The sequence below is a fragment of the Type-E symbiont of Plautia stali genome, assembly GCF_059731115.1.
This window is the reverse complement of record NZ_AP035907.1, coordinates 321,094-344,955: the sequence shown is the minus strand read 5'-3', so window position 1 is coordinate 344,955 and position 23,862 is coordinate 321,094. Positions and strand designations below refer to the sequence as shown.

The 23,862-nt window shown below is 55.0% G+C and carries 21 protein-coding genes and 1 pseudogene; 11 read left to right on the top strand and 11 right to left on the bottom strand.

All coding sequences use genetic code 11. The annotated features are described in order from the left end of the window. Positions 1 to 72 precede the first annotated feature (72 nt). The 11 genes from AC6I8L_RS21515 to AC6I8L_RS21465 all read right to left on the bottom strand — a co-directional run bounded on the left by AC6I8L_RS21515 (position 73) and on the right by AC6I8L_RS21465 (position 10,303). The gene (locus AC6I8L_RS21515; protein ID WP_160867694.1) at positions 73 to 978 is read right to left on the bottom strand and encodes an ABC transporter substrate-binding protein; all 906 of its coding nucleotides are present in this window, start codon (positions 976 to 978) and stop codon (positions 73 to 75) included. After that, a complete protein-coding gene (locus tag AC6I8L_RS21510; RefSeq protein ID WP_058962363.1) occupies positions 978 to 1,772 on the bottom strand; it encodes an amino acid ABC transporter ATP-binding protein in 795 nt (264 codons plus the stop codon). The genes AC6I8L_RS21515 and AC6I8L_RS21510 overlap by 1 nt, the downstream gene beginning before the upstream one ends. Then, complete coding sequence (locus AC6I8L_RS21505) at positions 1,756 to 2,676, bottom strand: amino acid ABC transporter permease (RefSeq protein ID WP_479400062.1); 921 nt, start codon at positions 2,674 to 2,676, stop codon at positions 1,756 to 1,758. Before AC6I8L_RS21505 ends, AC6I8L_RS21510 begins: the two co-directional genes overlap by 17 nt. Positions 2,677 to 2,685: 9 nt before the next feature. After that, positions 2,686 to 3,198, bottom strand: coding sequence for a GNAT family N-acetyltransferase (locus AC6I8L_RS21500; RefSeq protein WP_058961713.1), 513 nt, complete (start codon positions 3,196 to 3,198; stop codon positions 2,686 to 2,688). A 9-nt stretch (positions 3,199 to 3,207) separates the two neighbouring features. Then, positions 3,208 to 4,140 carry an ABC transporter substrate-binding protein gene (locus AC6I8L_RS21495; protein WP_058961714.1) on the bottom strand — a complete coding sequence of 311 codons (933 nt, stop codon included), beginning with the start codon at positions 4,138 to 4,140 and terminating at the stop codon, positions 3,208 to 3,210. A gap of 19 nt (positions 4,141 to 4,159) precedes the next feature. Next, positions 4,160 to 5,473 carry an LLM class flavin-dependent oxidoreductase gene (locus AC6I8L_RS21490; protein ID WP_058961715.1) on the bottom strand — a complete coding sequence of 438 codons (1,314 nt, stop codon included), beginning with the start codon at positions 5,471 to 5,473 and terminating at the stop codon, positions 4,160 to 4,162. A gap of 81 nt (positions 5,474 to 5,554) precedes the next feature. After that, positions 5,555 to 6,691: an amidohydrolase gene (locus AC6I8L_RS21485; protein WP_058961716.1), complete on the bottom strand. Its 1,137-nt coding sequence runs from the start codon at positions 6,689 to 6,691 to the stop codon at positions 5,555 to 5,557. 13 nt (positions 6,692 to 6,704) lie between these two features. Continuing rightward, positions 6,705 to 7,700, bottom strand: a complete 996-nt coding sequence (locus AC6I8L_RS21480; protein WP_058961717.1) for an MsnO8 family LLM class oxidoreductase — start codon at positions 7,698 to 7,700, stop codon at positions 6,705 to 6,707. A 316-nt stretch (positions 7,701 to 8,016) separates the two neighbouring features. After that, entirely contained in the window at positions 8,017 to 8,760 is a 744-nt protein-coding gene (locus tag AC6I8L_RS21475) for a carboxymuconolactone decarboxylase family protein (RefSeq protein WP_082678143.1), read from the bottom strand. Between the two features lie 10 nt (positions 8,761 to 8,770). Continuing rightward, positions 8,771 to 9,181: a (R)-mandelonitrile lyase gene (locus tag AC6I8L_RS21470; protein WP_498014711.1), complete on the bottom strand. Its 411-nt coding sequence runs from the start codon at positions 9,179 to 9,181 to the stop codon at positions 8,771 to 8,773. A gap of 228 nt (positions 9,182 to 9,409) precedes the next feature. After that, positions 9,410 to 10,303: a LysR family transcriptional regulator gene (locus tag AC6I8L_RS21465; protein WP_058961719.1), complete on the bottom strand. Its 894-nt coding sequence runs from the start codon at positions 10,301 to 10,303 to the stop codon at positions 9,410 to 9,412. A gap of 605 nt (positions 10,304 to 10,908) precedes the next feature. On the opposite strand from AC6I8L_RS21465, the gene AC6I8L_RS21460 reads away from it, so the two are divergent. The 11 genes and pseudogenes from AC6I8L_RS21460 (at position 10,909) to AC6I8L_RS21410 (ending at position 23,840) form a co-directional block, all read left to right on the top strand. Then, a complete protein-coding gene (locus AC6I8L_RS21460; protein ID WP_058961721.1) occupies positions 10,909 to 12,531 on the top strand; it encodes a TIGR04028 family ABC transporter substrate-binding protein in 1,623 nt (540 codons plus the stop codon). Between the two features lie 12 nt (positions 12,532 to 12,543). After that, entirely contained in the window at positions 12,544 to 13,488 is a 945-nt protein-coding gene (locus tag AC6I8L_RS21455) for an ABC transporter permease (protein WP_200573092.1), read from the top strand. Further along, on the top strand, positions 13,485 to 14,342 hold the full coding sequence (locus AC6I8L_RS21450; RefSeq protein WP_058961723.1) for an ABC transporter permease: 858 nt from the start codon (positions 13,485 to 13,487) through the stop codon (positions 14,340 to 14,342). The genes AC6I8L_RS21455 and AC6I8L_RS21450 overlap by 4 nt, the downstream gene beginning before the upstream one ends. After that, entirely contained in the window at positions 14,339 to 15,949 is a 1,611-nt protein-coding gene (locus tag AC6I8L_RS21445) for a dipeptide ABC transporter ATP-binding protein (RefSeq protein WP_058961724.1), read from the top strand. The genes AC6I8L_RS21450 and AC6I8L_RS21445 overlap by 4 nt, the downstream gene beginning before the upstream one ends. Further along, a complete protein-coding gene (locus AC6I8L_RS21440; protein WP_058961725.1) occupies positions 15,946 to 16,950 on the top strand; it encodes a putative FMN-dependent luciferase-like monooxygenase in 1,005 nt (334 codons plus the stop codon). Before AC6I8L_RS21445 ends, AC6I8L_RS21440 begins: the two co-directional genes overlap by 4 nt. Before the next feature lie 12 nt (positions 16,951 to 16,962). Beyond that, positions 16,963 to 18,065, top strand: a pseudogene (locus tag AC6I8L_RS21435) (alkylhydroperoxidase domain protein). 2 nt (positions 18,066 to 18,067) lie between these two features. Then, on the top strand, positions 18,068 to 18,439 hold the full coding sequence (locus tag AC6I8L_RS21430) for a peptidase dimerization domain-containing protein (RefSeq protein WP_058961726.1): 372 nt from the start codon (positions 18,068 to 18,070) through the stop codon (positions 18,437 to 18,439). 23 nt (positions 18,440 to 18,462) lie between these two features. Next, positions 18,463 to 19,317 (top strand): VOC family protein, encoded by an 855-nt coding sequence (locus tag AC6I8L_RS21425; RefSeq protein WP_058961727.1) that lies wholly within the window; start codon positions 18,463 to 18,465, stop codon positions 19,315 to 19,317. Between the two features lie 528 nt (positions 19,318 to 19,845). Then, a complete protein-coding gene (locus AC6I8L_RS21420; RefSeq protein ID WP_058961728.1) occupies positions 19,846 to 20,934 on the top strand; it encodes an ABC transporter substrate-binding protein in 1,089 nt (362 codons plus the stop codon). Positions 20,935 to 21,007: 73 nt separating this feature from the next. Further along, entirely contained in the window at positions 21,008 to 22,777 is a 1,770-nt protein-coding gene (locus AC6I8L_RS21415; RefSeq protein ID WP_058961729.1) for an ABC transporter permease, read from the top strand. Beyond that, positions 22,770 to 23,840, top strand: coding sequence for an ABC transporter ATP-binding protein (locus tag AC6I8L_RS21410; protein ID WP_479400045.1), 1,071 nt, complete (start codon positions 22,770 to 22,772; stop codon positions 23,838 to 23,840). The genes AC6I8L_RS21415 and AC6I8L_RS21410 overlap by 8 nt, the downstream gene beginning before the upstream one ends. The last annotated feature ends 22 nt before the right edge of the window (positions 23,841 to 23,862 follow it).

Genomic DNA, 23,862 nt, shown 5'->3' with positions numbered 1-23,862 from the left:
ACAACAACGCTGAAAAGAAAAAACTCACAACAATCAAGCTGTGAGTTTTCTCTCAATTAACAAAAAAATTATTTATTGATAAACAATCCCAGGCGGATTGACCTGTGATGCCTCCACGCCCTCCTCCTGTTCTCCCCAGCGTGCCAGCACTTGTTGGTACTGTCCGCTGGTTATCGCTCCATTGATCGCTTGCTGTAATGCCACATCCAGCCCATTACCTTTTTTAGTCGTCACTGCCACCCAGGCGCGGAACGGACCGTGACCGACGATTTTGGTTTGACCGCGTGACGCCACTTTCCATGCCGCCATGGCTTGTGGGCCAAATGAAGCATCGGCGCGCCCGGAGAGCAACGCCAGCGTCGCTGAGGCATCATCATTGAGATATATCGGCTGAACCGGAGCCAACCCCTGTGCACGGTTTTTCGCATCCCAACTCAGCAAAATTTTCTCCTGGTTGGTACCGGAGCCCACAATGATGCGTTTACCCGCCACGTCCTCGCGCCCTTTGATCGCCGTGATTGCACTGTCCGTTTTCACGGCGAACGCATGGTTATCCGCGCGGTAAGTCGCGAAATCGAACTTCTGTTTCCGTTCTTCTGTCACCGCGATATTAAACATCGCCACATCATAACGTCCGGCGGTGAGGCCCAGCGGCCAGTCTTCCCAGGCGGCAGGCACCAGCTTGAGTTTCAACCCCAAACTGTCGGCCAGCAGCCGGGCGAAATCAGGGTCGCTACCAATCAGCGTTTTATTGTCTGATGCCCACAAGCCAATCGGCGGTGAATTGGATGCGGAAGTCGCCACCGTCAAATATCCCGGCGTCACAAAATGAAATCCGGCCGGAATTTTGGCGATGGCTTGCGGGTTAGCCGGAATGTGGATTGGCGTTTCGTTGTTTTTTGCATCCAGCGTTTCTGCGGCAAACAGTGGCGAGCTGAACAACCATGCGGCCAGCGCGCTGACTATCACTCTTTCCATTACAGCACCCGCGCCAAAAATCGTTTCGTACGCTCATGACGCGGTTGATTCAGCACCTGGTGCGTACTGCCCTGCTCGACGATGCGGCCATCAACCATAAATACCACCTGATCCGCCACTTCGCGCGCAAAGCCAATCTCGTGCGTCACTATCACTAACGTCGTACCGGATCGTGCCAGCTTCTTAATCACGTCCAGCACCTCACCCACCAACTCGGGATCGAGCGCCGAGGTCGGTTCATCAAACAGCATCACGCGTGGATTCAGCATCAAGGCACGTGCAATGGCGATGCGTTGCTGCTGGCCACCCGAAAGATGTCGCGGCCAGGCATCAGCTTTATGGCGCAATCCCACGATATCCAGCAATTCTCCCGCACGCTCAATCGCCTCGCGTCGTGACAATTGACGATGGGCAATCGGTGCTTCAATCAGGTTATCCAGTACCGTCAGATGGGGAAACAAATTGAAGTTCTGAAACACGTAACCGACGTTGATGCGCTGGCGCAAAATCGCCTTCTCTTTCAGCTCATACAACTTGTCACCACGACGTTGATAACCGATGTAATCGCCGTCGATTTGAATAAACCCTTCATCCACGCGCTCAAGATGATTAATGGTACGCAGCAGCGTGGATTTCCCTGATCCCGACGGGCCAAGAATCACCGTCACCGAGCCAGGTTCCAGCTCCAGCGAGACGTCATCCAGCGCTTTGTGTTTACCAAACGACTTGCTGACGCCGGTAATGCTGATGGCACCGGTGGTATGCAGATTGCGATAATCAATGGCTTCGGACATGAGAAAGCTCCTCATTGGCGGTAACAGAGCGATTGCGCCATTGACGCCAGCGCGATGGTTGCGGTTCACGCGTCACGCTGCGGGCCAGCCAACGTTCAACGCTGTGCTGCAGCAGTGACAATACGGTGGTGATAATCAGATACCAGGCAGCCCCCACCATTAACAGTGGGATCACCTGCTGCGTGCGGTTGTAGATCATCTGGATGGTGTAAAACAGTTCCGGCATCGCCAGCACGTACACCATGGAAGTCCCTTTGGCGAGGCTGATGATTTCGTTAAACGTGGTGGGAATAATGGCGCGCAGAGCTTGCGGCAGAATGATGCGGAAGGTACGACGGGACGAGGACAAACCCAGTGCCGACGCTGCCTCAAACTGACCGTGATCGACACCCAAGAAACCGCCGCGAATAATCTCCGCACTGTAGGCGCTCTGCACCAGCGTCAATCCAATCACCGCTGCCGGGAACTGCCCCAGCACATTGATGGTCTGGAAATGCCCCCACGACAATGCCGTGAAAGGCACGCCGAGCGACAGCGTGTCGTACAGGTAGGAGAAGTTATAGAGAATAATCAGCACCACAATTAGCGGCAGCGAGCGAAATAGCCAGATGTAGCCAAACGCCAGTGTGCTCAATAACCATGACGAAGAGAGCCGCGCCAGCGCCAGCAGGCCGCCAAAAATCAAACTCAGCACCGTGCCGAACAACGTCAGTAATAGCGTTTGCCCCAGCCCTGTGAGAATTACCGGATCAAAGAACCAGCGGGCAAACACGCTCCACTCCCAACGGGGATTGAAGGCCACCGAATCAATCACGCTGGCGAGAATAAACAGCGCAACAAATGCCCCGATGATCCGCCCCGGATAGCGTGCGGGCACCACGGTTAAATGTTTTTCCTGACTCATCTCAACTCCTTAGCTGGCTTGCGCCACACTGTGCACATCAATCACCTTGAAGAAGCGTAAACGTCCGTCATGAGGTGGCTGACTGTAGATTTCCATATCTTCGAGTAGCGTAAACTGCGGCTGATAACCGTGGCCGATATACAGCTGCACGGCTTCTGGCTGACGAAATCCGGTGGTCAGGAACACGCGCTGATAACCGGCGCGCAACGCACGCCGTTCAAGCTCCTGCAAAATCAGCAGCGCCAATCCCTGACGGCGCAGATCGCTACGCGTCCAGATGCGTTTAAATTCCGCGGTTACGTCGTCATAAGGTTTATAGGCGCCCATGGCGATGATCTCGCCGTCACGCTCCAGCACGATAAACAGCCCACGCGGCGGCAAGTACCACTCGGTTAATTCCACCTCGTTGGAGCTTTTGAAGAAATCGCCGTAACGTGCCGCATACTCGCCAAACAGACCGGTGATAATCGGCTGCAACTCAGCGGCTTCAGGATGCACTTCGCGGAAAAATTGCTGGCTCATGCAGCCTCCTTAGTCGCCAAGACCGGCCGGGTTGATTTCAGAGTGATCCAGACGCTCCACGCCTTCACCCCAACGGTTCAGCACCTTGTCGTAGTCACCGTTTTTGATCACGCCGTTGAGCGCGGTGTTAATCGGTTGAACCAGACCGTTGTCTTTTTTCACTGTCACCGCGATATGAGCGGCTTTCGGCCAACCCCCATCCACGCTGCCCACCAGTTTGGTTTGATGAGTTAACGCGGCTTTCCAGGCTCCAATCACATTCGGACCGAAGTAGGCATCGGCGCGACCGGACTGCAACGCCAGCGTTTGTGCGGCATCATCTTTGGTGTACACCGGCGTGAAAGGCTTCAGTCCTTTCGCCTGATTCTCTTTGTCCCACGCCAGCAGGATCGCTTCCTGGTTAGTGCCGGAGCCCACAATGATGCGCAGCCCGGCGATGTCTTCGGCCTTGTTCAATGATTTAATCTGGCTGCTGGATTTCACGTAAAAACCCAGGGAATCTTTGCGATAGGTGGCGAAATCGAAGCGCTCTTTACGCTCTTTGGTCACGGTGACATTGGTAATCGCCGCGTCATATTTGCCGGAAGCCACGCCCAGCGGCCAGTCTTCCCACGAGGTCGGCACCACATTGAGTTTCAATCCCAGGCTGTCGGCCACCAGACGGGCGATATCCACTTCACTGCCGAGCAAGGTTTTATTGTCATCGCTGAAAACGGTTAACGGCGGAGAATTCTGCGCGGCCACAGCCACAGTAAATGAGCCTGGCACAGCAAACTTATGTCCGGCCGGAATTTGCGCCACCGCAGCGGGATTTGCCGCAGTGTTCACCGGTGTTTTATTGGCTTCGATACTGATCTGCTGACCGTTCACCGACACTTCTTCAGCCAAAGCCGCACTGCTTAAACTCAGCAACATCAGCGCAATAAGGGATTTTTTCTGCATAGCGTGTTTTCTCTTTAATTTATTGTTGTGTGAACTGATTAACCGGGTCTTTCAGACCGAAGCTGGCACGCAGCGTGGTGCCAGGATATTCGCTGCGGGTCAGGCCGCGCGCTTGCAAGAGAGGGATGACGCGATCAACAAAGCGTTCGAAGGTATCCGGCGTGCCGCCCTGAATAATGAAGCCATCGGTGGCCTCGGTTTCAAACCACAGCTGTAAGCCATCTGCCACCTCTTCTGGCGTGCCAAAGAACAGCGGACGCGGCGTGGCCGCTTCCAGTGCTGCCTGACGCAGTGTGTGACCGTGCTCTTGCGCCTTACGTTTGATTTCATCGGTGGTGCTGCGGAAGCTGTTTTGGCCGATATCGCCAATATCCGGGAAGGGCTCATCAAGCGGGTATTGTGAGAAGTCGTGGTGATCGAAGAAGCGACCGAGATAGTTCAATGCATCTTTGATAGACACCAGTGCGGCGGTGGTTTGGTACTGGCGCTCAACGTCTTCAGCATCGTCGCCAACAATGACGCCAACACCCTGGAAGATATGCAGATCCTGCGGCTCACGTCCGTTTGCCACCAGCTGCTTTTTCACATCTTTATAGAAAGCCTGTGCCTCTTCGCGCGTCGGCTGGTGGGTGAAAATGGCATCGGCGTGGCGCGCTGCCAGCTTTTTCCCATCCTCTGACGCACCGGCCTGAAACACGATCGGGCGTCCCTGCGGCGTGCGTTCGATGTTCAGTGGCCCCTGCACCTGGAAGAAATCACCGTGGTGATTAAGGGTATGAAGTTTGGCAGCATCAAAGAACTGACCGCTCTCTTTGTTCCGCACAAAGGCATCGCTTTCCCACGAATCCCACAGCCCTTTCACTACCTGCAAATACTCATCGGCGATGCGATAGCGCAGCGCGTGCTCGGGATGCTGCTGGCGCGAAAAGTTTTTTGCCGATCCTTCCAATGGCGAGGTCACCACGTTCCAGCCCGCGCGTCCGCCGCTAAGGTGATCGAGACTGGCAAACTGACGGGCAACGGTAAAGGGTTCGCTGTAAGAAGTGGAGACCGTACCCACCAATCCTAAATGCTCAGTGACTCCCGCCAGCGCCGACAGCAGCGTCAACGGCTCGAAGCGATTAAGAAAATGGGGAATGGATTTTTCATTGATAAACAAACCGTCGGCGACAAACAGAAAATCCAGCTTGCCGGCTTCCGCTTTGCGCGCGATGTGCTTCGCATAGTCAAAATTGATGCTGGCATTGGCCTGCGCCGCCGGATGACGCCATGCGGACATATTGCCGGACGCGCCATGCAGAATAGTGCCAAGTCGCAGTTGTCTTGCAGTCATAGTGTTCTCTCTTTTCCATGGCATAGCCTGACGGCGACGGATTCGTCGCCATACAGAGCGGAGGATATTGGGTTAAATGGGCTAACTCAGAACGGCGTCACGACATCGTGCATTGAGGTGCTGTAAGGCCTGCTGCGCCAGTTGGGTGAAATAGTGCGCGGCAGGGGCGATCAGTGCTTCGTCGGGATTGAAACCGCCGTGATGCAGACCAAATTCACTGGCGCTGCCAATGCTGACAAACGCACCAGGGACCTGCTGTAAGTAATAGGCAAAATCTTCGCCGCCGAGGTGCAGTTCTGCGGTTTGCACCCGATACCCCACCTGCTGAGCAATCTCACTGGCAAACTGCGCCCAGCGTGCATCGTTTTCTAGCACCGGCGGGCCCTGATGCCAGCTGAAGGTCGCGGTCGCACCGTTTGCCGCGGCAATGTGCTCGACAATCTGACGCGCGCGCTGTTCCAGTTGTGCCCGCACCTGCTTGTCATGGGTGCGTACCGTGCCGCCAAACTCGGCTTCTCTCGGTGAAGTGTTGCCAGATTGACCGGCATCGATGCGCGTCACGCTCAACACCAGGCTATCCAGGGTGTTAAAACTGCGGCTGGTGAGTGATTGCAGTGCCTGAATGATCTGGCTGGACACGAGAATGGCATCCACTCCCTGTTCAGGGCTGGCGACGCGCACCACAAACTTATCGGCATTGGCATAAAACGCCCCGCCGCGCGTGGCGAAGGCACCCGTCGGTAAGCCTGGTTCGTTGTGCATACCAAAGATCGCCTGCACATCTTGCAACACGCCAGCATGGATAAACTTGCGCGCACCGGTGGCATTTTCTTCGGCTGGCTGGAACAGAATACGGATGCGTCCCGGCAGTTGATCTCCCAGCGCATGCAGTTGCAGCGCCGCGCCCAGCATCACCGCGCTATGCACATCATGGCCGCAGGCGTGCATCACACCCGCATTACGCGAACGGTATGGGAGGCCGGTGGCTTCATGAATCGGCAGGGCATCAATATCAGCTCGCAACGCAATCAGCGTTTCACCCTGACCCACTTCCACCACCAGACCGGTTTCCAGCGGATAATCGAGCAACCGCAAGCCAGCGTCCTGTAGCCAGCGGCGCAAACGCGCCGTGGTTTCCACCTCATATCCAGACAGCTCAGGCCAGCTGTGCAGCTCGCGTCGCCAGTCAATCAGTTGCTGTTCGCTTGTGTGAGTCATGGTTATCTCCGAATTACGCCGCAACCAGTCGATGCGTTGCCAGCAGTTCGAGAGATTTCACTCGCGCCTGCTCCTCAGCAATCGGGGTATCAATCACGAACTCTTCAATGCCGAAATTCTGGTGCAAGGCGTCCAGTTTGGCGTGCACCTGCGCGGCAGTCCCTTTTAGCAACGATGGCGTGCGCGGCTCAATGACATAATCGGTATAACCGCCCTGTCGCACGTAACGTTCAGCTTGCTCAACGCTGCCCACGTTGACGCTTGGGCCATCTTTCACACTGACGTGATAGATGCGCAGGTTATCCACCAGCAAATCAGCCTCCGCCGGGGAATCGGCGACCACCACCTGCACGGCCACCAGCGCCTGCTTGCCGTTGCTGTATTGGCGATAGCTGTTAAGCACCTGTTCCATTAACAGCGGATCACCGTTGTGATGTGCCGCAAACACCAGTTGCCAGCCCAGTTCTGCTGCCAGCCTGGCACTTTGTTCGCTGGCACCCAGCAGGAATCGGTTTGCCGGACGTGGCGGCTGCGGCGTGGCGCGCAGGATCTCTTCATCGCCCACCGGCGGAACATCCAGCCAGCTATCCAGCAGTGAAAGCTGCTCAGCAAAAGTGCCCTTCTCATCCTGATGGATGCCCTGCTGTAAGGCGCGGGTGGAGAGTGGCAGACCGCCTGGCGCTTTACCGATACCGAGATCGATACGGCCCGGCGCAATTGAAGCTAGCAGGTTAAAATTTTCAGCGACTTTGTAAGGACTGTAGTGTTGCAACATCACGCCACCGGACCCGACGCGAATATGCTGGGTCTGCCCAATGATCCAGGCGATCAGCAATTCAGGAGAGGGGCTCGCCAGGCGGTCAGTGTTGTGATGCTCTGCCAGCCAGAAGCGGTGATAGCCCCAGGCCTCAGCCTGCTGCGCCAGCTGTAATGTGCGATGCAGGGCATGCGAAGCGCTCTCTCCATCGGCAATCGGCGATTTATCTAACAAGCTCAGTCGATATGACATACGCCAAATCCTTTTCCTCAATGATGATGGCGAGCAGTGTGTGATGGCGGCGGGTAATGGGTAAAACATATTATTGTCGTATGCATTTGTAATTAATGCATATCAGAGGGACGCGGAATATTGATGGATAAATAAATAATGTAAAACAGAGGGTTGCGCATCAAACAGCGTTGTGAATAACGGTTGGCTGTGCGTAATAAACTAATCGGGAAAGGTTTGCACTAATGGATATAAGTCTGACGGAATACACTCTTCGTTATTATATTGAACAGCAAAACGCACCGGAATAAATACCGGTGCGTTTTCAAGGGATTTATTATTTTATCTGTGCCAACGCCGCTTCAATTCGCTGAGCGATCGCTTCTTCTCCCTGCACGTTAAACACAGTCTGAAGTTCCGCCAGTTGTGATTTGTCGAAGCCGACATTTATACTGATGCGCAGATGCGATTGCAGTTGCGACTCGACACCGCTCATTCCGGCTAAAGCGCCCACAGTAGCTAACTCACGGCTTTTCCAGTCGAGATTGTCGCGCGCGAAAATGTCGCCAAACAAATGCGCTTTGAGGAACTGATCGATCGCCGGGGCGAATTCAAACAATGGCCCTTTCACCGGACTGCCCACCAGCGCCGTCTGATTGCGCGTACCGGCGGAAAGCATGTTTTCGGGCGCAGGAACCGGCCCGGCCTCGTTGCCTGGCTGATCATTTTTGCCCTGTAAGCGGCGGGCATCAATCACTTTCATCAATTCTCCCAGCGCGTTGAGGCTGCGAGGGAAACCGGCATAAGCATAAAGTTGCACCAGCACCTCACGGCACTGGCTGAGGGTCAGGCCTTCATCTAAACCCTGATTCAGCGCGTTGTTGAGTTTGGCAATATTGCCTGTGGCGGCATGGGCCGCGATCACCGCGATACTCTTTTGTTGCAGGGTCAATGGATGAGTCTGTTTTTGCCGTAGCGCGACATATTTTTTCTGTTCTGGCTCGGAGGGTTCATCAGCCAGACTCACTGAAGAGGCGAGCGCAGCGCACATCATTAATGAGGCATTGATGCTTTTCGTCATCTTTTACTCCTTACAGAGAGGCCGTGGAACCGTACTGCTCATCGCTGACTTTCTCCAGCCACTCCACCACCTGGCCATTTTCAGCTTCAGCGATAGCAATGTGCGACATGCTGTTTTCCGGTGCAGCACCGTGCCAATGTTTTACGCCTGCCGGGATCCACACAATATCGCCCGGACGGATATCACGTGCTTCACCGCCCCACTCCTGCACACGCCCCAGACCTGCTGTCACAATCAGCGTTTGCCCGAGCGGATGGATATGCCATGCCGTGCGCGCGGAGGGTTCAAAGGTCACCGTTGCGCCGCCAATACGTGCAGGTTCGCTTCCCTGAAACGGCGCATCAATACGCACCGTACCGGTGAAATACTCTGAGTTGCCTTTAACCGAAGGTTTTTCACCACTTTGCCAGACAGTGATCATCGATGTGTTCTCCTTTGCAGAAACAGCTGAGACAGATAACGCCAGTATGAGGGCAACAGCCATTCTCATTATGTCGGCTCCGTGCTTCAGGTTCGGGTGATGACCGCTCTGGAACGGGCGGCCACATTGATTGCAGCTAAAAGTGTAGGATCACGCGGATTGATTGATAAGGTAGTCAAATCAGGATGGGTTTATGAACAAAACTCACCAATAGGTGTAACTCGTCGGTCAGCCCTGATAGCGCACTGCTTCAATCAATTTAGAGAAGGCTGCGGTGTGCTGTTTACGGCTGGGATAATATAAATAGTAACCACTAAAAGGTTCGCACCAGTCTATCAGCACACACTGCAACAGACCTTCATCAATATATTTCCGCACAGAATCTTCCGGCGCATACAAAATCCCCATGCCGCTAAGTGCCGCTTCAATACGCGAACTGAGGTTATTGAAAATAAGCTGGCCTTCCACTTTGACGCGAATCTCTTTTTTATCTTTGGTGAACTCCCAGTTATACAATCCACCCAGTGTCGGCAAGCGCATATTGATACAGTTGTGATGCTGCAATTCATACGGCGTTTCAGGAATACCGTGATGTTTAAAATACTCGGGGGTCGCAACCACCAGCATTCTCCAGTCAGGACCGATACGCACCGCCACCATATCCTTTTCCACCTGCTCGCCTAATCTCACCCCGGCATCGAAACGCCCGCTCACAATATCGGTCAGGGTGTTATCGACGGAGAGTTCAATGTTCACGTCAGGGTATTGCTGAAGATAGGGTTTAATTAATGGCCACAGGGTGGAGTGCAGCGCATGTTCACCGGCGGTAATGCGTATATTACCCGAGGTGCGCGTCTGGTGTTCAGTCAATGACACCAGCGCTTTTTCAATATCTGACATCAAGGGCGCAATATTCTGGATAAGTTGCTCGCCAGCTTCCGTGGGTGCCACGCTGCGGGTGGTGCGCGTCAACAGACGCGTCTTAAGCCGCTCTTCAAGACCGCGCATGGCATGGCTTAGCGCGGATTGAGAGACACCCAATTTGGCGGCGGCACGGGTAAAACTGCGTTCCCGGGCGACCATCACCAGATAAACCAGATCGCTGAAATTTTCTCTTAGCATCGCCTACTCACATCTCTTTCCGGGTTCAATAACACGCTCAAAAACACGAAGAATTCGGGCTGCTGTAGCACGAACATATCGTTTCCCTGCCCTCAACTCTTACTCAATGTGTAAGTAAATACCCGGCCATTCCTGGTTTGCACGGTAAGTGTCTTGCCTGCGGTAGTATCCAGCGTACGGGCTTCGCTGTATTTCCACATCATAAGGCGTTGCCCTTCCGGATAAGGGGATTCAGAATCAGGCGGCCCAAACATATTTATCAACTCGGCTCTGGTGGTTTTACCGGTCTGTATTTTCTGAATGTTCGCGGTATCGAAATTATGCCCGACGGAGCTTGAGCACGCTGACAGCATAAACATTAAACCCGGGATCCAATATGCTCTCATTAAACTCCCCCCTCATGCTGTAAGCCATAAATATAAAACCTCTACATTATAGAGAGTTAACGCCACTTTTAATCGGCGAAGAATCTTAATTATTTCCCACAAGTCCATTCATTTTATTTTTTTCGCAAAAGCTTAGTGCAATTCCTTGGTTCTCCTCGCGGGTGCGGCATTTGATGATGAAATCCGCCCGCCGGGCTATTGAATCATAAGGAATTCACCATGAATAAGCATTTTCACTTGCAGGCATTAAGCTTAGCCCTGCTGACAGGGATATTTAGCGCACACGCGGCGGACACTCCGGTCAAGGGAGGTACGCTGGTGTATCTTGAACAGCAACCGCATACCAACCTCTATCCGCCTGCCGGTGGTTTCTACCCCAACGGCGGTATCCTCAACCAGATCACCGATAAACTGACGTGGCAGAATCCAAAGACGCTGCAGGTTGAACCCTGGGTAGCGGAAAGCTGGAGCAGCAACGCCGATAAAACTGAATACACTTTTAAAATTCGTCCGGGCGTCACCTTCTCTGATGGCACGCCACTGGATGCCAACGCGGTGGCCAAAAACTTTGATACCTACGGTCTCGGTAATAAAGCCCTGCGCTTGCCGGTTTCGGAAGTGATCAATAACTACGACCACAGTGAAGTCATCGATCCGCTGACGGTGAAGTTTTATTTTAAAAAACCCTCTCCGGGATTTTTACAGGGCACCGCAACCATCGGATCTGGCTTAGTGTCTCTGAGCACCCTGCAACGAAGCTTCGATCAACTGGGTGACGCACGCCATATTATTGGCTCCGGTCCGTTTGTGGTCAGTGATGAAAAACTCGGGCGTGAAGTCGATCTCACCGCGCGTAAAGATTATCAGTGGGGGCCGAAAAATATCGCCCAGCAAGGCCCGGCCAATCTCGATGGCATCAAAATTATCGTCACGCCGGAAGACAGCGTGCGTATCGGCGCATTGTTGGCGGGCCAGGCAGACTTTATCCGCCAGGTGCAAGCCTATGACGAAAAACAGGCGCAGCAGCAAAACTTCCCGATATATGCAGCCCCCACACGCGGAATCAATGACAGTATCAGCTTCCGCCCCGATAACTCGCTGGTGAGTGATGTGAATGTGCGACAGGCGTTGCTGCATGCAACAAACGCCCAACAAGTGGTAAAAACACTCTTCTCGCCAAACTATCCGCAAGCCACCTCGGTCATTGCCAACTCAGCAGCAGGTTACGTCAACCTGTCCGACAAGCTGAAGTATGATCCTGCTTTGGCAAAGCAGTTGCTGGATAAAGCTGGCTGGCAAGTCGGCAGTGACGGTATCCGCGAGAAAGACGGTAAAAAGCTTGCACTGACAATCTATGAATCACTGCCACAGCCTCAAAACAAAGAAGTCCTGCAACTGGTGGCACAGCAGTGGCGTCAGGTCGGTGTAGCGCTGGCAGTCAAAGCCGGTGATGCGGGCAGCCGTACGCTAGACAATCTCGAGCCCCTGAAAACACCATTGACGGTCTCGGAAGTGGGTCGTGCCGATCCGGATGTGATCAAAAGCCAGTTCTACCCCACTAACCGTGATGCGCTGCTGCAAAAAGGCGGCTCCAGCGACAAGGTGCAAAACTTCCGCGACGACAAGCTGAATGCACTGCTGGTGGATATCTCGGCGGAAGTGGATCCGGCTAAACGTTTGGCTCTGACCGGTGATGTCCAACGCTATCTGCTCGATCAGGCTTACGTGATCCCCATCTTCGAAGAGCCGCAAGTGTTCGCAGGTGCTCCCTGGTTCAAAGGCGTGAGCTTTGAAGCGGTGGGCCGTCCTTCGTTCTACGGCGCATGGCTGGAAAAAAACTAAGGCAGGCTGATGATGCAACGTTCTCTGCTGCGAAGAGTGGGTCAAAGCGTGTTGGTATTGTGGGCCGCATTTACCCTGTCGTTCTTGCTGCTGCAGGTGCTGCCGGGCGATGCGGTGCTGATTAAATTTCAGAACCCGGATCTGGGCTTAAGCCCGGATCAGATCGCTGAGATGCGGCTGGCTTATGGCGCGGATAACCCACTGTGGCAGCAATATTTCCATACGCTGCTGGCGATGCTGCACGGTGATTTTGGCTATTCGGTACAGGCTGGCGTGTCAGTGAGCGATCTGTTGATCAGCAATCTGCCCGCCACCCTGCAGCTGGCGGTGCTGGGTTTTGCGCTGGCCACGTTACTGGCCTTTGCGCTGGCGGCACTGTCTCGCTTGCCCGCACTGCGTCTGCTGCGTTCGTTGCTGCAATCCGTTCCTGCGCTGTTTATCTCGCTGCCGACCTTTTGGCTCGGCATCGCGTTAATTCAGCTGTTCTCCTTCCAGTTGCGCTGGATACCGGTGATCAACCCGTCGCCGTTGCAGGGTTTAATCCTGCCGGTGATCACCGTGGCGATCCCGATCTCCGCGCCGCTGGCACAAATCCTGCTGCGCAGTATTGACCAGATCTCAACGCAGCCCTTTGTGGCGGTGGCGCGAGCCAAAGGCGCCAGCGCCAGTCGCGTGCTGTGGCGACACGTGATGCGCAATGCGCTGCTGCCGGTGCTCAACGTGGCCGGTCTGCTTTTAGGCGAGTTAATCGCCGGCGCGCTGATCACCGAAACCGTATTTGGCCTCAGCGGTATCGGTCAACTGACGCAGCAGGCGGTCAATAATCAGGATGTCGCCGTATTACAGGCGGTAGTGATGATCTCTGCACTGGCCTTTGTCCTGATCAATCTGCTGGTCGATGTGCTGATGCCACTGTTCGATCCCCGTTTGCAACCTATCGCCGGAGGAAGCCGATGAGCCTCGTCGATTACGCTACCGCTCGCCAACACGGCGCCCCCCCTCGTACTCAACGCAGCTGGCAGATTCAGCCCGGACTCTGGCTGGCCTGGGCGGTGATGCTGCTGGCCCTATTAGCGGCATTCGCGCCAGGATTATTGACTCATTACAACCCGACCCAAGGGGTGTCCGGTGCGCAACGTTTAGCGCCGCAGGCCGCGTATTGGCTCGGGACCGATCAGCTCGGCCGCGATCTGTTTACCCGTATTGTTTACGGTGCTTCACAGTCACTGGCCGCCGCCTTTGCCGCCGTGGCGATGGGCCTGATTGGCGGCACCACGCTGGGCGTATTGGCGGGCGCTGTGGGCGGGCGCACGGAAAACACCTTGATGCGCCTTGTCGATGTGCTGCTTTCCATCCCCTCATTACTGCTGTCACTTAGCGTACTGATTCTGCTGGAATTTGGCACAGTGCATGCCGCGCTGGCCGTGGGGATTGCCTCCATCGCCAGTTTTGCCCGGCTGGCGCGTGGTGAAGTGGTGCGTGTGCGTCGCAGCGAATATGTCGAAGCGGCCTACGGCAGTGGCGGCAGCTTTTGGCTGGTGCTGTGGCGCCACATTTTACCCAACTCGCTGACGGCGGTAATTGCCTTTGCCGCACTGCAGTTTGGTCAGGCAATTCTGGCGCTCTCCACCCTCAGTTTCCTGGGCTACGGCACACCGCCACCTTCACCAGAATGGGGATTACTGATTGCTGAAGGGCGTAACTACCTGGCCACCGCCTGGTGGCTCACCACTTTCCCCGGCATCGTGGTGGTGGCCGTGGTGCTGGCGGCGAATCGCATTAGTCAACAGATCGCCGGAGGTGGCGCATGAGTGCATTACTCGCAATAGAAAATCTTTCCCTGAGCTATCAACAGCGCGGGCAGTGGCGTGAAGTGGTGCACAACGTGAGCTTCACCTTGCAGGCAGGTGAAATGGTGGCATTAGTCGGCGAATCCGGCTCCGGTAAAACCACCACCGCACAGGCGATTATTGGCCTGCTGGCCGAAAATGGTCGTCGCGACAGCGGCAAGATCGTGTTAAACGGCACCGATATTGCCGACTGGTCAGCCAAACGTATGGACAGCCTGCGCGGCGTCAGTATCAGCCTGGTGCCGCAGGATCCCGGCAACTCACTCAACCCGGTGAAAACCATCGGCGATCAGGTGGGTGAGATGCTGCAACTGCATCAGAAAATCAGCAAGTCTGAGCGCCAGCAGCGTGTACTGGAACTGCTGGAAAAAGTCGGGTTGAGCCATCCGCAACAGCGACTGACGCAGTATCCGCATCAGCTTTCTGGCGGCATGAAGCAGCGGGTATTGATTGCGATCGCCCTCGCCTTGCGACCGCAAATTATCATCGCGGATGAGCCCACCAGCGCGCTGGATGTCACGGTGCAGAAACGCATTCTGGATCTGCTGGATGTGCTGCGCCGTGAGTCGGGCACCGCGGTGTTGTTTGTCACGCACGATCTGGCGCTGGCGGCTGAACGAGCCGACCGGTTGCTGGTATTCCGTCACGGCGAGATTCAGGAACAAGGGCCAGCCGCTCAGGTGTTTAACGCGCCACAACATCCCTACACGCGCCAGCTGCTGCAGGATGCTTCACCAGACCACACGGCGCTGGCGATTTTACCTGAAGCAAAGTTTTCGACACCCGCGATCCAGCTTTCAGCCATCAACAAGCAGTTCTCACTCGGTAAACAGCAGCAGTTACAGGTCGCCAGACAGGTCAGCCTGACAGTGCCACGCGGCACCACGCACGCACTGGTCGGTGAATCCGGCTCCGGTAAAACCACGCTGGCGCGCATTCTGATGGGATTTGAACAGGCTGACAGTGGACGCGTGGTGATCGACGGCATTGATGCCAGTGCGCTGCGCGGTGAAGCGCTGCGCCAACTCCGACGCAAAATCCAGTTCGTGTATCAGAATCCGTTTGCATCACTTGATCCGCGCCAGACGCTGTTTGCCATTATCGAAGAACCGCTGCGTAATTTCGAAAAACTCAGTGCCGATGTTCGTCGTCAGCGGGTTGAAGCCGTGGCTCAGCGAGTGGCATTGCCAGTGGAATTACTCACGCGTAAACCGCGTGAACTCTCCGGGGGTCAACGTCAGCGCGTGGCGATTGCGCGCGCACTGATCCTGCAACCGGCGATACTGGTGCTGGATGAAGCCACCTCGGCACTGGATGTCACCGTACAGGCGCAAATCCTGCAGTTGTTGCAACAGCTGCAACAGGAACTGGGATTAACCTATCTGTTTATCACCCACGATCTCGCTACGGTACGCCGCATTGCGCATAGCGTGACCGTACTGAGAGCGGGCGAAGTGGTCGAGCAAGATGACACCGTCACATTATTTAACGCACCTCAGCATACTTACACCCGTGCACTGATTGACGCCATCCCCGCTATCCGTCCGCTGATTAAGGAGTCTGCATGACGCGTAAACGCATTGGCTTTTTCACTCGCCTGCTGGATGAGGTATCGGCGCAAGAGCGTTATCGCCTTGCGACCGAACAGATTCAGCACGCCGAACGTTTGGGATTCGACAGCGCCTGGATCGCTCAGCATCATTTTCATGAGAAGGAAGGCGGTCTGCCTGCGCCACTGGTTTTCCTCGCCCACGTGGCCGCGCACACCCGCACGATTCGTCTTGGCACTGGCATTATTACGCTGGCGATGGAAAACGCGCTGCGCGTGGCAGAGGACGCCGCCGTATTAGACCTGCTCAGTCATGAGCGGCTGGAAGTCGGATTGGGATCGGGCGGCACAAAAACCTCTTTCCTGCCCTTTGGCTTGACCATCGATCAACGCGCCAGTGTGTTTGCCGACCAGCTGCACACGCTGCTTAGCGCCTGGCGAGGCGATACCCTCGCGCACCCGGACAATCATCTCTACCCGCCCGCGCCAACGCTGGCACAGCGCGTGTGGATCGCCACATTCTCAGTTGAGGGTGCGGCGCGAGCGGGCGCCGCTGGCCATGGCTTGATGTTGTCACGCACGCAACCGCGTCCGCCAGGCCAGCCTGATTTGCCGCTGGAGGCGATACAAAATCCGATGATCGATGCCTATCTGGCCGCGCTGCCGGCCGGTATTGCACCGCGCATCCTCGCCTCACGCACCGCGTTTGTTGCCGATTCAAATGACTATGCGCGTCGTCTCGCAGAGCCAGGATTGCGGCGCCAGGCTGAGCAGTTCCAGGCTGCTGGCCACGTCATCACCGGCCATTCGCTGGAAAGCCATGCGCGCCAGCTTGATGCGCACTTTGGCGATGCACCTGCGGTGTTGGCGTCATTACGCGCCGACTCGACCTTGCAACGTGTCACCGATATCACCTTCCAGGTGCACTCAATCGATCCGCCACACGCCGACATTCTGCGTTCCATTGAATTAATCGCTGATCACATCGCCCCAGAGCTACGTGCTCTGGAACAGGCTTAACAGGAGAATATGATGTCTCAACCCATTGATTTACTTGCCGCCTTAGCGGATATCGATCCCGCATCAGAACTCGCGTTAGCACGCAATGAGCGCCACGCTGCCACTCAACACACGCAAGGCAGCTATGAGGTGCTGTTTGGTGAAGATGATGCGGACCTTCCGCTGCAATGGCGGTTTGCCTTCGCCGCGCAGGTCGCCGACTGGCACGGCGCCACCCGCTTACAGGCACATTATCAGCAACAGGTGAACAACAAGGCACATGACGCGCGCTTTGCGGCCGGTCACGCCTTTGCCGAACTGCTCAGCCTGCACCCGGTGGATGCAGCGCCCAAACACATTCAAAACCTGCAAAGCGCTGGCTGGACGCCACGTGGCATCGTCACCCTCGCACAGTTAATCGCATTTGTGAGCTTTCAAAGTCGTTTACTGACCGGCTTACGCCTGCTCAACGGCGAGCAGAGTGACGTGCAAGCGCACGCCGTGGCTGGCAAGTGGCACGATGCACCGTTGACGTTGAGTGGCCAAACCGCCCTCACCGCCTTTACCCAGCAAGAGTTAGGCTGGGAACCCTGGCTGGCAGCCAAACCGCTCCACGAATTCACCGCCGATGAACAGGCTACCTTGAAGAAAAATGGCCACAGCGACTCCGATTATTTCCGTCTGCTGGCACGTCATCTGCCGCTGCTGGAACAGCGTACGCTGACCGACAAGGGCATCTTTTACACCGCTGGCGGATTGCCGCGTGCCGAGCGTGAACTGGCAGCCACCGTGGTCAGTAAAGTGAATGGCTGCATCTTCTGCGCTTCGGTCCACGCGCGTAAAGCCAGCCAATTATCAAAAGACGATGCGGCAGTACAAAAGCTGCTGAATGTTGCACCGGGCGCAGAGTTGGCACACGGCCAGTCACCACGCTGGGCCGCGATTATTGACCTGGTCGCGACGCTTTCCATTACCCCGCTGCCGCCAGCCTGCAGCAGGTGCAGACGTTACGCGATCAGGGCTTGAGTACGCTGGAACTGCTTGATGTGATCCAGTCCGCCGCTTTCTTTGCCTGGGCAAACCGTTTGATGTTGACACTGGGCGAGCCATTTTTACCTGAACAATCACAAGGATGACCATGACCGGGCAAACCCACTCCACGCAGCGTTTTCACATCACCCTGACCGGTAAAGGCGCGCATGCCGCACGGCCACATGAAGGCATTGATGTGATTGTGATCGGCAGCCATATCGTTTCCGCGCTCTATGCACTCCCCAGTCGTCATCGCCAATGGACGCTGGGCATCACGCGCTTAACGGCCGGTAACAGCTGGAATGTGCTGCCTCAGACGGCGGAGATCGAGGGCATCGTGCGCAGTCTGGATCAGCACACCGATACGCAAATCACCACCCTGATTGCCGGCATTGCCGCCGGTTTTGGCGCGGAAACGCACGTCAACTGGCAGCCACTGTCAGCATCCGAACCGGACGCGCCAACATGGGCGCAGTGACTATGAGAGCAAGGAGGAAAGCGATGGCGATTTCCGTACCGATTCCCCGTCTGGGTCATGTGGTGATCAACGTGGCCGATCAGTTAGATGAGGCCAGTGCGCTGTTTCGTCGGTTGGGGTTTCAGCTCACCGAACGCGGCCATCATTCACTCGGATCCAGTAACCATCTGGCCGTGTTTGGTGATAACTATCTTGAGCTGCTCGGCTTCGAGCCGGGGCGCGCCAGTTTACGTCAGGATGTGTGGCAGTCACCCATTGGCCTGAGCGGGTTGGTGTGGAAGACCGACGATGCCGATGCGGTATGGCGTTATCTTGAGAGCCAGGACATTGATGGCGCTGTGCCTGCCAGCTTCTTCCGTCCGGTACAGTTGCCGGATGGCAATGAGGATCAGGCGCGTTTCCGCACCGTGCCGTTACGACCGGCGCTGGTGCCGAATGGGCGCAGTTTCTTTTGCCAGCACGAGACGCCACACGCGGTGTGGCAGGATGCATGGCGTCAGCATCCCAACGGCGTGACCGATATTGTCGAATTTGTGGTGGTGGCACAGGATCCTGCGGCGGCAGCACAACCTTACAGTCGGTTATTTGGGGCTAATGCGCTCACCGCCTGCCAGGAAGGTGCCTTCGTATTAAAAGCTGGCGTGGCGACGGTGCGCTTCGCGGCTGCCGGCTATGTCACACAGCGTTTCGCTGGATTACCACCCGATTACAACGGCAGTGCACGCATGGCGGCGTTAAGCTTACGCAGCGTGGATCTGCGCAAGGTGAAAGCCAGCTTATTACTGGGCGATATCCCGTTCCACGAAGAGGAATCCGCGCTTATCGTCAGCGCTGAGCATGCTTTTGGCGTGGCGCTGCGGTTTCAGCAGTCAGCTTGAGCTTTGCGGGCGGCCCATGGGCCGCACCTCTTAAATAGCGCTCTTGAGCTGTGATCGCGGCTAACCCTGGTATCAGAAGATCTTTACCCATTGCCCCTTTATGCCATTTCGTCACTTCCCTAAGGTTCTGTTAATCTTTAAACCTCAATATGCCCTCACTAACATGAGGGTATGAATGATATGAAATCGTTTTTTTTTCAGTTTGATGGATGGATTGCCATATTGATGAGTGTTTTTACCATTACAGCCTTTTTTATTATTTGGTTTTCAACCTAACAACATCAATGAATTTTATCACTGGGCATTTTAACATCACTCATGCATTTAATCATTCCATCGTAGATATTAATAACACCTTTTAAAAGCTTGTTTAATTTATAACGCCAATCAAGTAGCCCCCCATTTAAACATCAGATTAATAACCTAACTAACTTCACAGATCCTGAAAAAAATTGACACTCTGATTGCATCGGGGTCGCAATGGGTTACTGTTAAATTCTTGTAACAAATGTAACCAAAAGGATCCGTATGAAAACCTCTCTGCGTTTTTTAACAACCTCTGTACTGGCAGGACTCTCCTTCTCTGCGTTTGCGGCTGTACCTGCAGGTTATCCCGCTGAGTATCAGAAAGTCATTGATGCAGCGACAAAAGAGGGCAAAGTGGTGGTGTATTCTACCACTGACACCAAAGCAGCGGGCCCGTTGATCAAAGGCTTTGAGTCACTGTATCCGGGCATCAAAGTTGAATATAACGACATGAACAGCACCGAACTCTATAACCGTTACATCAGTGAGCAGGCCTCGGGTAGCGGCAGCGGTGATGTGGTATGGAGTTCATCCATGGATACCGCGCTAAAGCTGGCCACGGAATATGCGGCGGAATATGCCTCGCCTGAGCAAAGCAAAATACCAAAATGGGCAGTGTGGCAAAATAAAGCTTACGGCACGACCTACGAACCGGTGGTGTTTATTTACAACAATAAACTCATCCCAAAAGACACCGCGCCTGACTCTCACACCGCACTGGCTAAAATGATTGCAGCCGATCCGGCTAAATTCAAAAATAAAGTGACCACTTACGATATTGAAAAATCAGGATTAGGTTTCATGCTGACGGTTCAGGACAGCAAAGTGGATCCGCAATACAAAGAAAACCTGGCGGGGATGGCGAAAGGGGGTCTGACGGTACAATCTTCGACTGGCACGATGATGGAGCGCGTCTCTTCAGGTGAGAATTTGATTGGCTTTAATATTCTCGGTTCTTATGCCGAAGCCCGAGCGAAGAACGATCCGGCATTGGGCATCGCTTACCCGAAAGATTATATCCTGGTGCTGTCTCGCGTTTCGTTTATCACCGAAGATGGTGAGCATGAGAACGCCGCTAAATTGTGGCTGGATTATGTATTGTCAGAAAAGGGACAGAATATCCTGGCAAATCAGGCGGACATCCCTTCCCTGCGCAATGATATTGAAGGCAAAAACGATATTGACGGTATGACCAAAATGCTGGGCGATGCTCTGAAGCCGATTCCGGTGGATGAATCACTGCTGGAATATCTGGAACCGGCAAAACGCCTGGAATTTATTAAACAGTGGCGTACCGCCGCCGGGAAATAATGCTCCCCACGTTATGCGCCCGTCGCGGCGCATAACATCTCCTTTCGCCTCCGGTGTTTGATAGGGTTGGCATATGAGCAGGTTACTAAAAAAGTGGCAGAGTTTGCCACGTGCATTGATTGTTCTGATCACGGCATTGGTTATTTACGTGCCGCTGATGTTTATTGTGGTGCAGAGTTTTCTCTCCGCGCCGTTCTTTGCCAAAAAGAAAGAGCTGACGCTCGGTTCATTTGGATTTATTTTCTCCGATCCTGATTTTTATAAGGCGCTGGAGTCGGGCTTTATTCTGGCGTTTGGTCTGGTGATCATTGCTATTCCACTCGGCGGTATTTTGGCCTTCCTGATGGTCAGAACCAACCTGCCAGGACGCCGCCTGATTGAGCCATTGATTCTGGTGCCGATCTTTGTCTCGCCGATGGTGCTGGCCTTTGGCTATGTGGTTGCCGCCGGCCCGGTGGGCTTCTTGTCGCAATGGGCGAATCAACTGTTTGGCGTGGTGCCGTGGAACATCTACTCGATGACCAGCATCGTGGTGATCGCCGGACTCACTCACGTGCCGCACGCCTATCTCTACATCTCATCGGCACTGCGCAGCGTCAGCTCCGATGTGGAGGAAGCCGCGCGCACGGTCGGCGCTTCACCGTTGCAGGTGATGACTTCTGTCAGCCTGCCGATGGTGCGCCCTTCGATTCTGTATGCCTGTGTGCTGCTGTTCTTCCTGGGATTAGAGGTGTTCGGCCTGATGCTGGTATTGGGCGATCCGGAAGGCAACATGGTGCTTGCCACCTATCTGTATAAGCTGACCAACAAGCTCGGCACGCCTTCCTACCACCTGATGGCCGCTGTCGCCGTGGTGCTGATCTGTTTTACCGTGCCACTGGTGATGCTGCAGCGCTGGCTGATGCGCACCGCCAACCGTTTTGTCACCATGAAAGGCAAAGCATCACAAGCGCGTGCCCTGCCGCTGGGCAAATGGCGCTGGATTGCCGGTGCGGTGGTGTTGACCTGGCTCACCGTCACTATCGGCGTGCCGCTTCTGGGTGTGGTGATGCGCGCATTCATCTCGCATTGGGGCGTCGGCGTCTCACTGTGGGATGAAATATCCATCGCGACCTTCCGCAGTATCTGGGATCAACCCAATCTGTTGCGTGCCATCGTCAACTCGATGCTGATTGGGGTGATCGGTGGCGCGGTGGCGGTGATCTGTTATTTGTTTGTCGGCATCGCCATGCATCGCAAGCAGGATCAGGTTACACGTTTCCTGGATTACAGCGTGCTGGTGCCACGCGCCGTGCCGGGTCTGTTAGCCGGTCTGGCTTTTCTCTGGGTGTTCCTGTTCATTCCGATGTGGCTCGATCAGTCCCTGAAAAATGGCTGGCTCTCCAGCCTGCCCGTTGCTGACTGGCTGAGGGAAAACTTCATTGTTTGGCTGCGTTCCCTGCGTCAAACCATTTTTAGCGTCTGGCTGGCCTATACCGTGGTGTGGATGGCTTATGGCTTGCGCCTGATCTCTTCAACGCTGTTGCAGGTCGGCCCGGAACTGGAAGAAGCCGCACGCAGCGTGGGTGCCACCCCGGGACAAACCACGCGTCACGTGACCGTACCGCTGTCACGCCATGGCCTGATTGGCTCGTGGTTGCTGATGTTCCTGATTTTTGAGCGCGAATACTCAACGGGCGTGTATCTGCTGTCACCCGGCACCGAAACCATCGGTTCAATGCTGGTCTCACTGTGGTCAGCGGGCGCCATTGATATCGTGGCTGCGCTCTCCCTGATTAATATCGTGCTGGTGGTGATCGGCCTCGGCATCGCGTTACGCTTTGGAGTGAAATTACATGATTGAATTATCGGTAGATAACTTGCATCTGATGTACGGCGATAATCCTGTATTGAAAGGCGTATCAATGCAGTTAAAAAAAGGCGAAGTGGTTTCACTGCTGGGCCCATCGGGCAGCGGCAAAACCACCCTGCTGCGCGCCGTGGCCGGCCTGGAAAAACCGTCTCAGGGGCGCATTACTATCGGCAAAAATGTGGTTTTTGATGGCACGCCGAAAAGTGAAATCCCAGCTGAAGAGCGCAATCTCGGCCTGGTTTTTCAGTCCTACGCGCTGTGGCCGCACAAAACCGTATTTGAGAACGTGGCCTACCCGCTGAAATTGCGCAAAGTGGCCACAGCAGAGATTAATCAACGCGTTCAGGCGGTGTTGGATCAACTGGGGCTCGGGCATCTTGGCAAACGCCACCCGCATCAGCTTTCCGGCGGTCAACAGCAACGCGTGGCGATTGGCCGTGCGCTGGTCTACAACCCGCCGGTGATTCTGCTGGATGAACCGCTCTCTAACCTCGATGCCAAACTGCGTGAAGAGGCGCGCGTGTTCTTGCGCGAGCTGATTATTCGTCTCGGACTGTCTGCCTTAATGGTGACACATGACCAGAACGAAGCCATGGCGATCTCCGACCGTATTCTGTTGCTGAATAACGGCGTGATTGAACAGCAAGGCACACCGCAAGAGATGTACAGCCAGCCTTCAACGCTGTTTGCCGCTGAGTTTATGGGCAGCAATAACCGTCTGCACGGCAAAATCACCCACGTTGAGGGCGGCCGGGCGCGCATTGCCGGGGCAAAATGGGCGCTGTGGGGTAAACCAAGTGGCGATGTGCGTGTTGGACAGGAAGGCACAGCGGTGATTCGCGTCGAACGCATGAATATCGCTGATACCGCTGATGACAACGCACTTGAGTTGCCCTTGCTCACCAGTATGTATTTAGGCGATCGCTGGGAATATCTGTTCCGTACCGAGGGGGATGATTTTGCATTGAGGGCGTATGGCAAAGAGTTCCGCGGCAATCAGCGTTTCCGCATCTCGCTGCCGAAAGAGGATCTGTGGATTTTCGCTAAAGATTGATTGCTAGCAGCAGGGTCGATTA

What these genes read in the sequence shown, in the direction of transcription:
- AC6I8L_RS21460 (WP_058961721.1), top strand. Translation starts at nt 10,909, where the DNA reads ATGAATAAGCATTTTCACTTGCAGGCATTAAGCTTAGCCCTGCTGACA.
- AC6I8L_RS21445 (WP_058961724.1), top strand. Translation starts at nt 14,339, where the DNA reads ATGAGTGCATTACTCGCAATAGAAAATCTTTCCCTGAGCTATCAACAG.
- AC6I8L_RS21500 (WP_058961713.1), bottom strand. Translation starts at nt 3,198, where the DNA reads ATGAGCCAGCAATTTTTCCGCGAAGTGCATCCTGAAGCCGCTGAGTTG.
- AC6I8L_RS21440 (WP_058961725.1), top strand. Translation starts at nt 15,946, where the DNA reads ATGACGCGTAAACGCATTGGCTTTTTCACTCGCCTGCTGGATGAGGTA.
- AC6I8L_RS21490 (WP_058961715.1), bottom strand. Translation starts at nt 5,473, where the DNA reads ATGACTGCAAGACAACTGCGACTTGGCACTATTCTGCATGGCGCGTCC.
- AC6I8L_RS21515 (WP_160867694.1), bottom strand. Translation starts at nt 978, where the DNA reads ATGGAAAGAGTGATAGTCAGCGCGCTGGCCGCATGGTTGTTCAGCTCG.
- AC6I8L_RS21470 (WP_498014711.1), bottom strand. Translation starts at nt 9,181, where the DNA reads ATGATCACTGTCTGGCAAAGTGGTGAAAAACCTTCGGTTAAAGGCAAC.
- AC6I8L_RS21450 (WP_058961723.1), top strand. Translation starts at nt 13,485, where the DNA reads ATGAGCCTCGTCGATTACGCTACCGCTCGCCAACACGGCGCCCCCCCT.
- AC6I8L_RS21465 (WP_058961719.1), bottom strand. Translation starts at nt 10,303, where the DNA reads ATGCTAAGAGAAAATTTCAGCGATCTGGTTTATCTGGTGATGGTCGCC.
- AC6I8L_RS21495 (WP_058961714.1), bottom strand. Translation starts at nt 4,140, where the DNA reads ATGCAGAAAAAATCCCTTATTGCGCTGATGTTGCTGAGTTTAAGCAGT.
- AC6I8L_RS21480 (WP_058961717.1), bottom strand. Translation starts at nt 7,700, where the DNA reads ATGTCATATCGACTGAGCTTGTTAGATAAATCGCCGATTGCCGATGGA.
- AC6I8L_RS21410 (WP_479400045.1), top strand. Translation starts at nt 22,770, where the DNA reads ATGATTGAATTATCGGTAGATAACTTGCATCTGATGTACGGCGATAAT.
- AC6I8L_RS21510 (WP_058962363.1), bottom strand. Translation starts at nt 1,772, where the DNA reads ATGTCCGAAGCCATTGATTATCGCAATCTGCATACCACCGGTGCCATC.
- AC6I8L_RS21420 (WP_058961728.1), top strand. Translation starts at nt 19,846, where the DNA reads ATGAAAACCTCTCTGCGTTTTTTAACAACCTCTGTACTGGCAGGACTC.
- AC6I8L_RS21505 (WP_479400062.1), bottom strand. Translation starts at nt 2,676, where the DNA reads ATGAGTCAGGAAAAACATTTAACCGTGGTGCCCGCACGCTATCCGGGG.
- AC6I8L_RS21425 (WP_058961727.1), top strand. Translation starts at nt 18,463, where the DNA reads ATGGCGATTTCCGTACCGATTCCCCGTCTGGGTCATGTGGTGATCAAC.
- AC6I8L_RS21475 (WP_082678143.1), bottom strand. Translation starts at nt 8,760, where the DNA reads ATGACGAAAAGCATCAATGCCTCATTAATGATGTGCGCTGCGCTCGCC.
- AC6I8L_RS21485 (WP_058961716.1), bottom strand. Translation starts at nt 6,691, where the DNA reads ATGACTCACACAAGCGAACAGCAACTGATTGACTGGCGACGCGAGCTG.
- AC6I8L_RS21415 (WP_058961729.1), top strand. Translation starts at nt 21,008, where the DNA reads ATGAGCAGGTTACTAAAAAAGTGGCAGAGTTTGCCACGTGCATTGATT.
- AC6I8L_RS21455 (WP_200573092.1), top strand. Translation starts at nt 12,544, where the DNA reads ATGCAACGTTCTCTGCTGCGAAGAGTGGGTCAAAGCGTGTTGGTATTG.
- AC6I8L_RS21430 (WP_058961726.1), top strand. Translation starts at nt 18,068, where the DNA reads ATGACCGGGCAAACCCACTCCACGCAGCGTTTTCACATCACCCTGACC.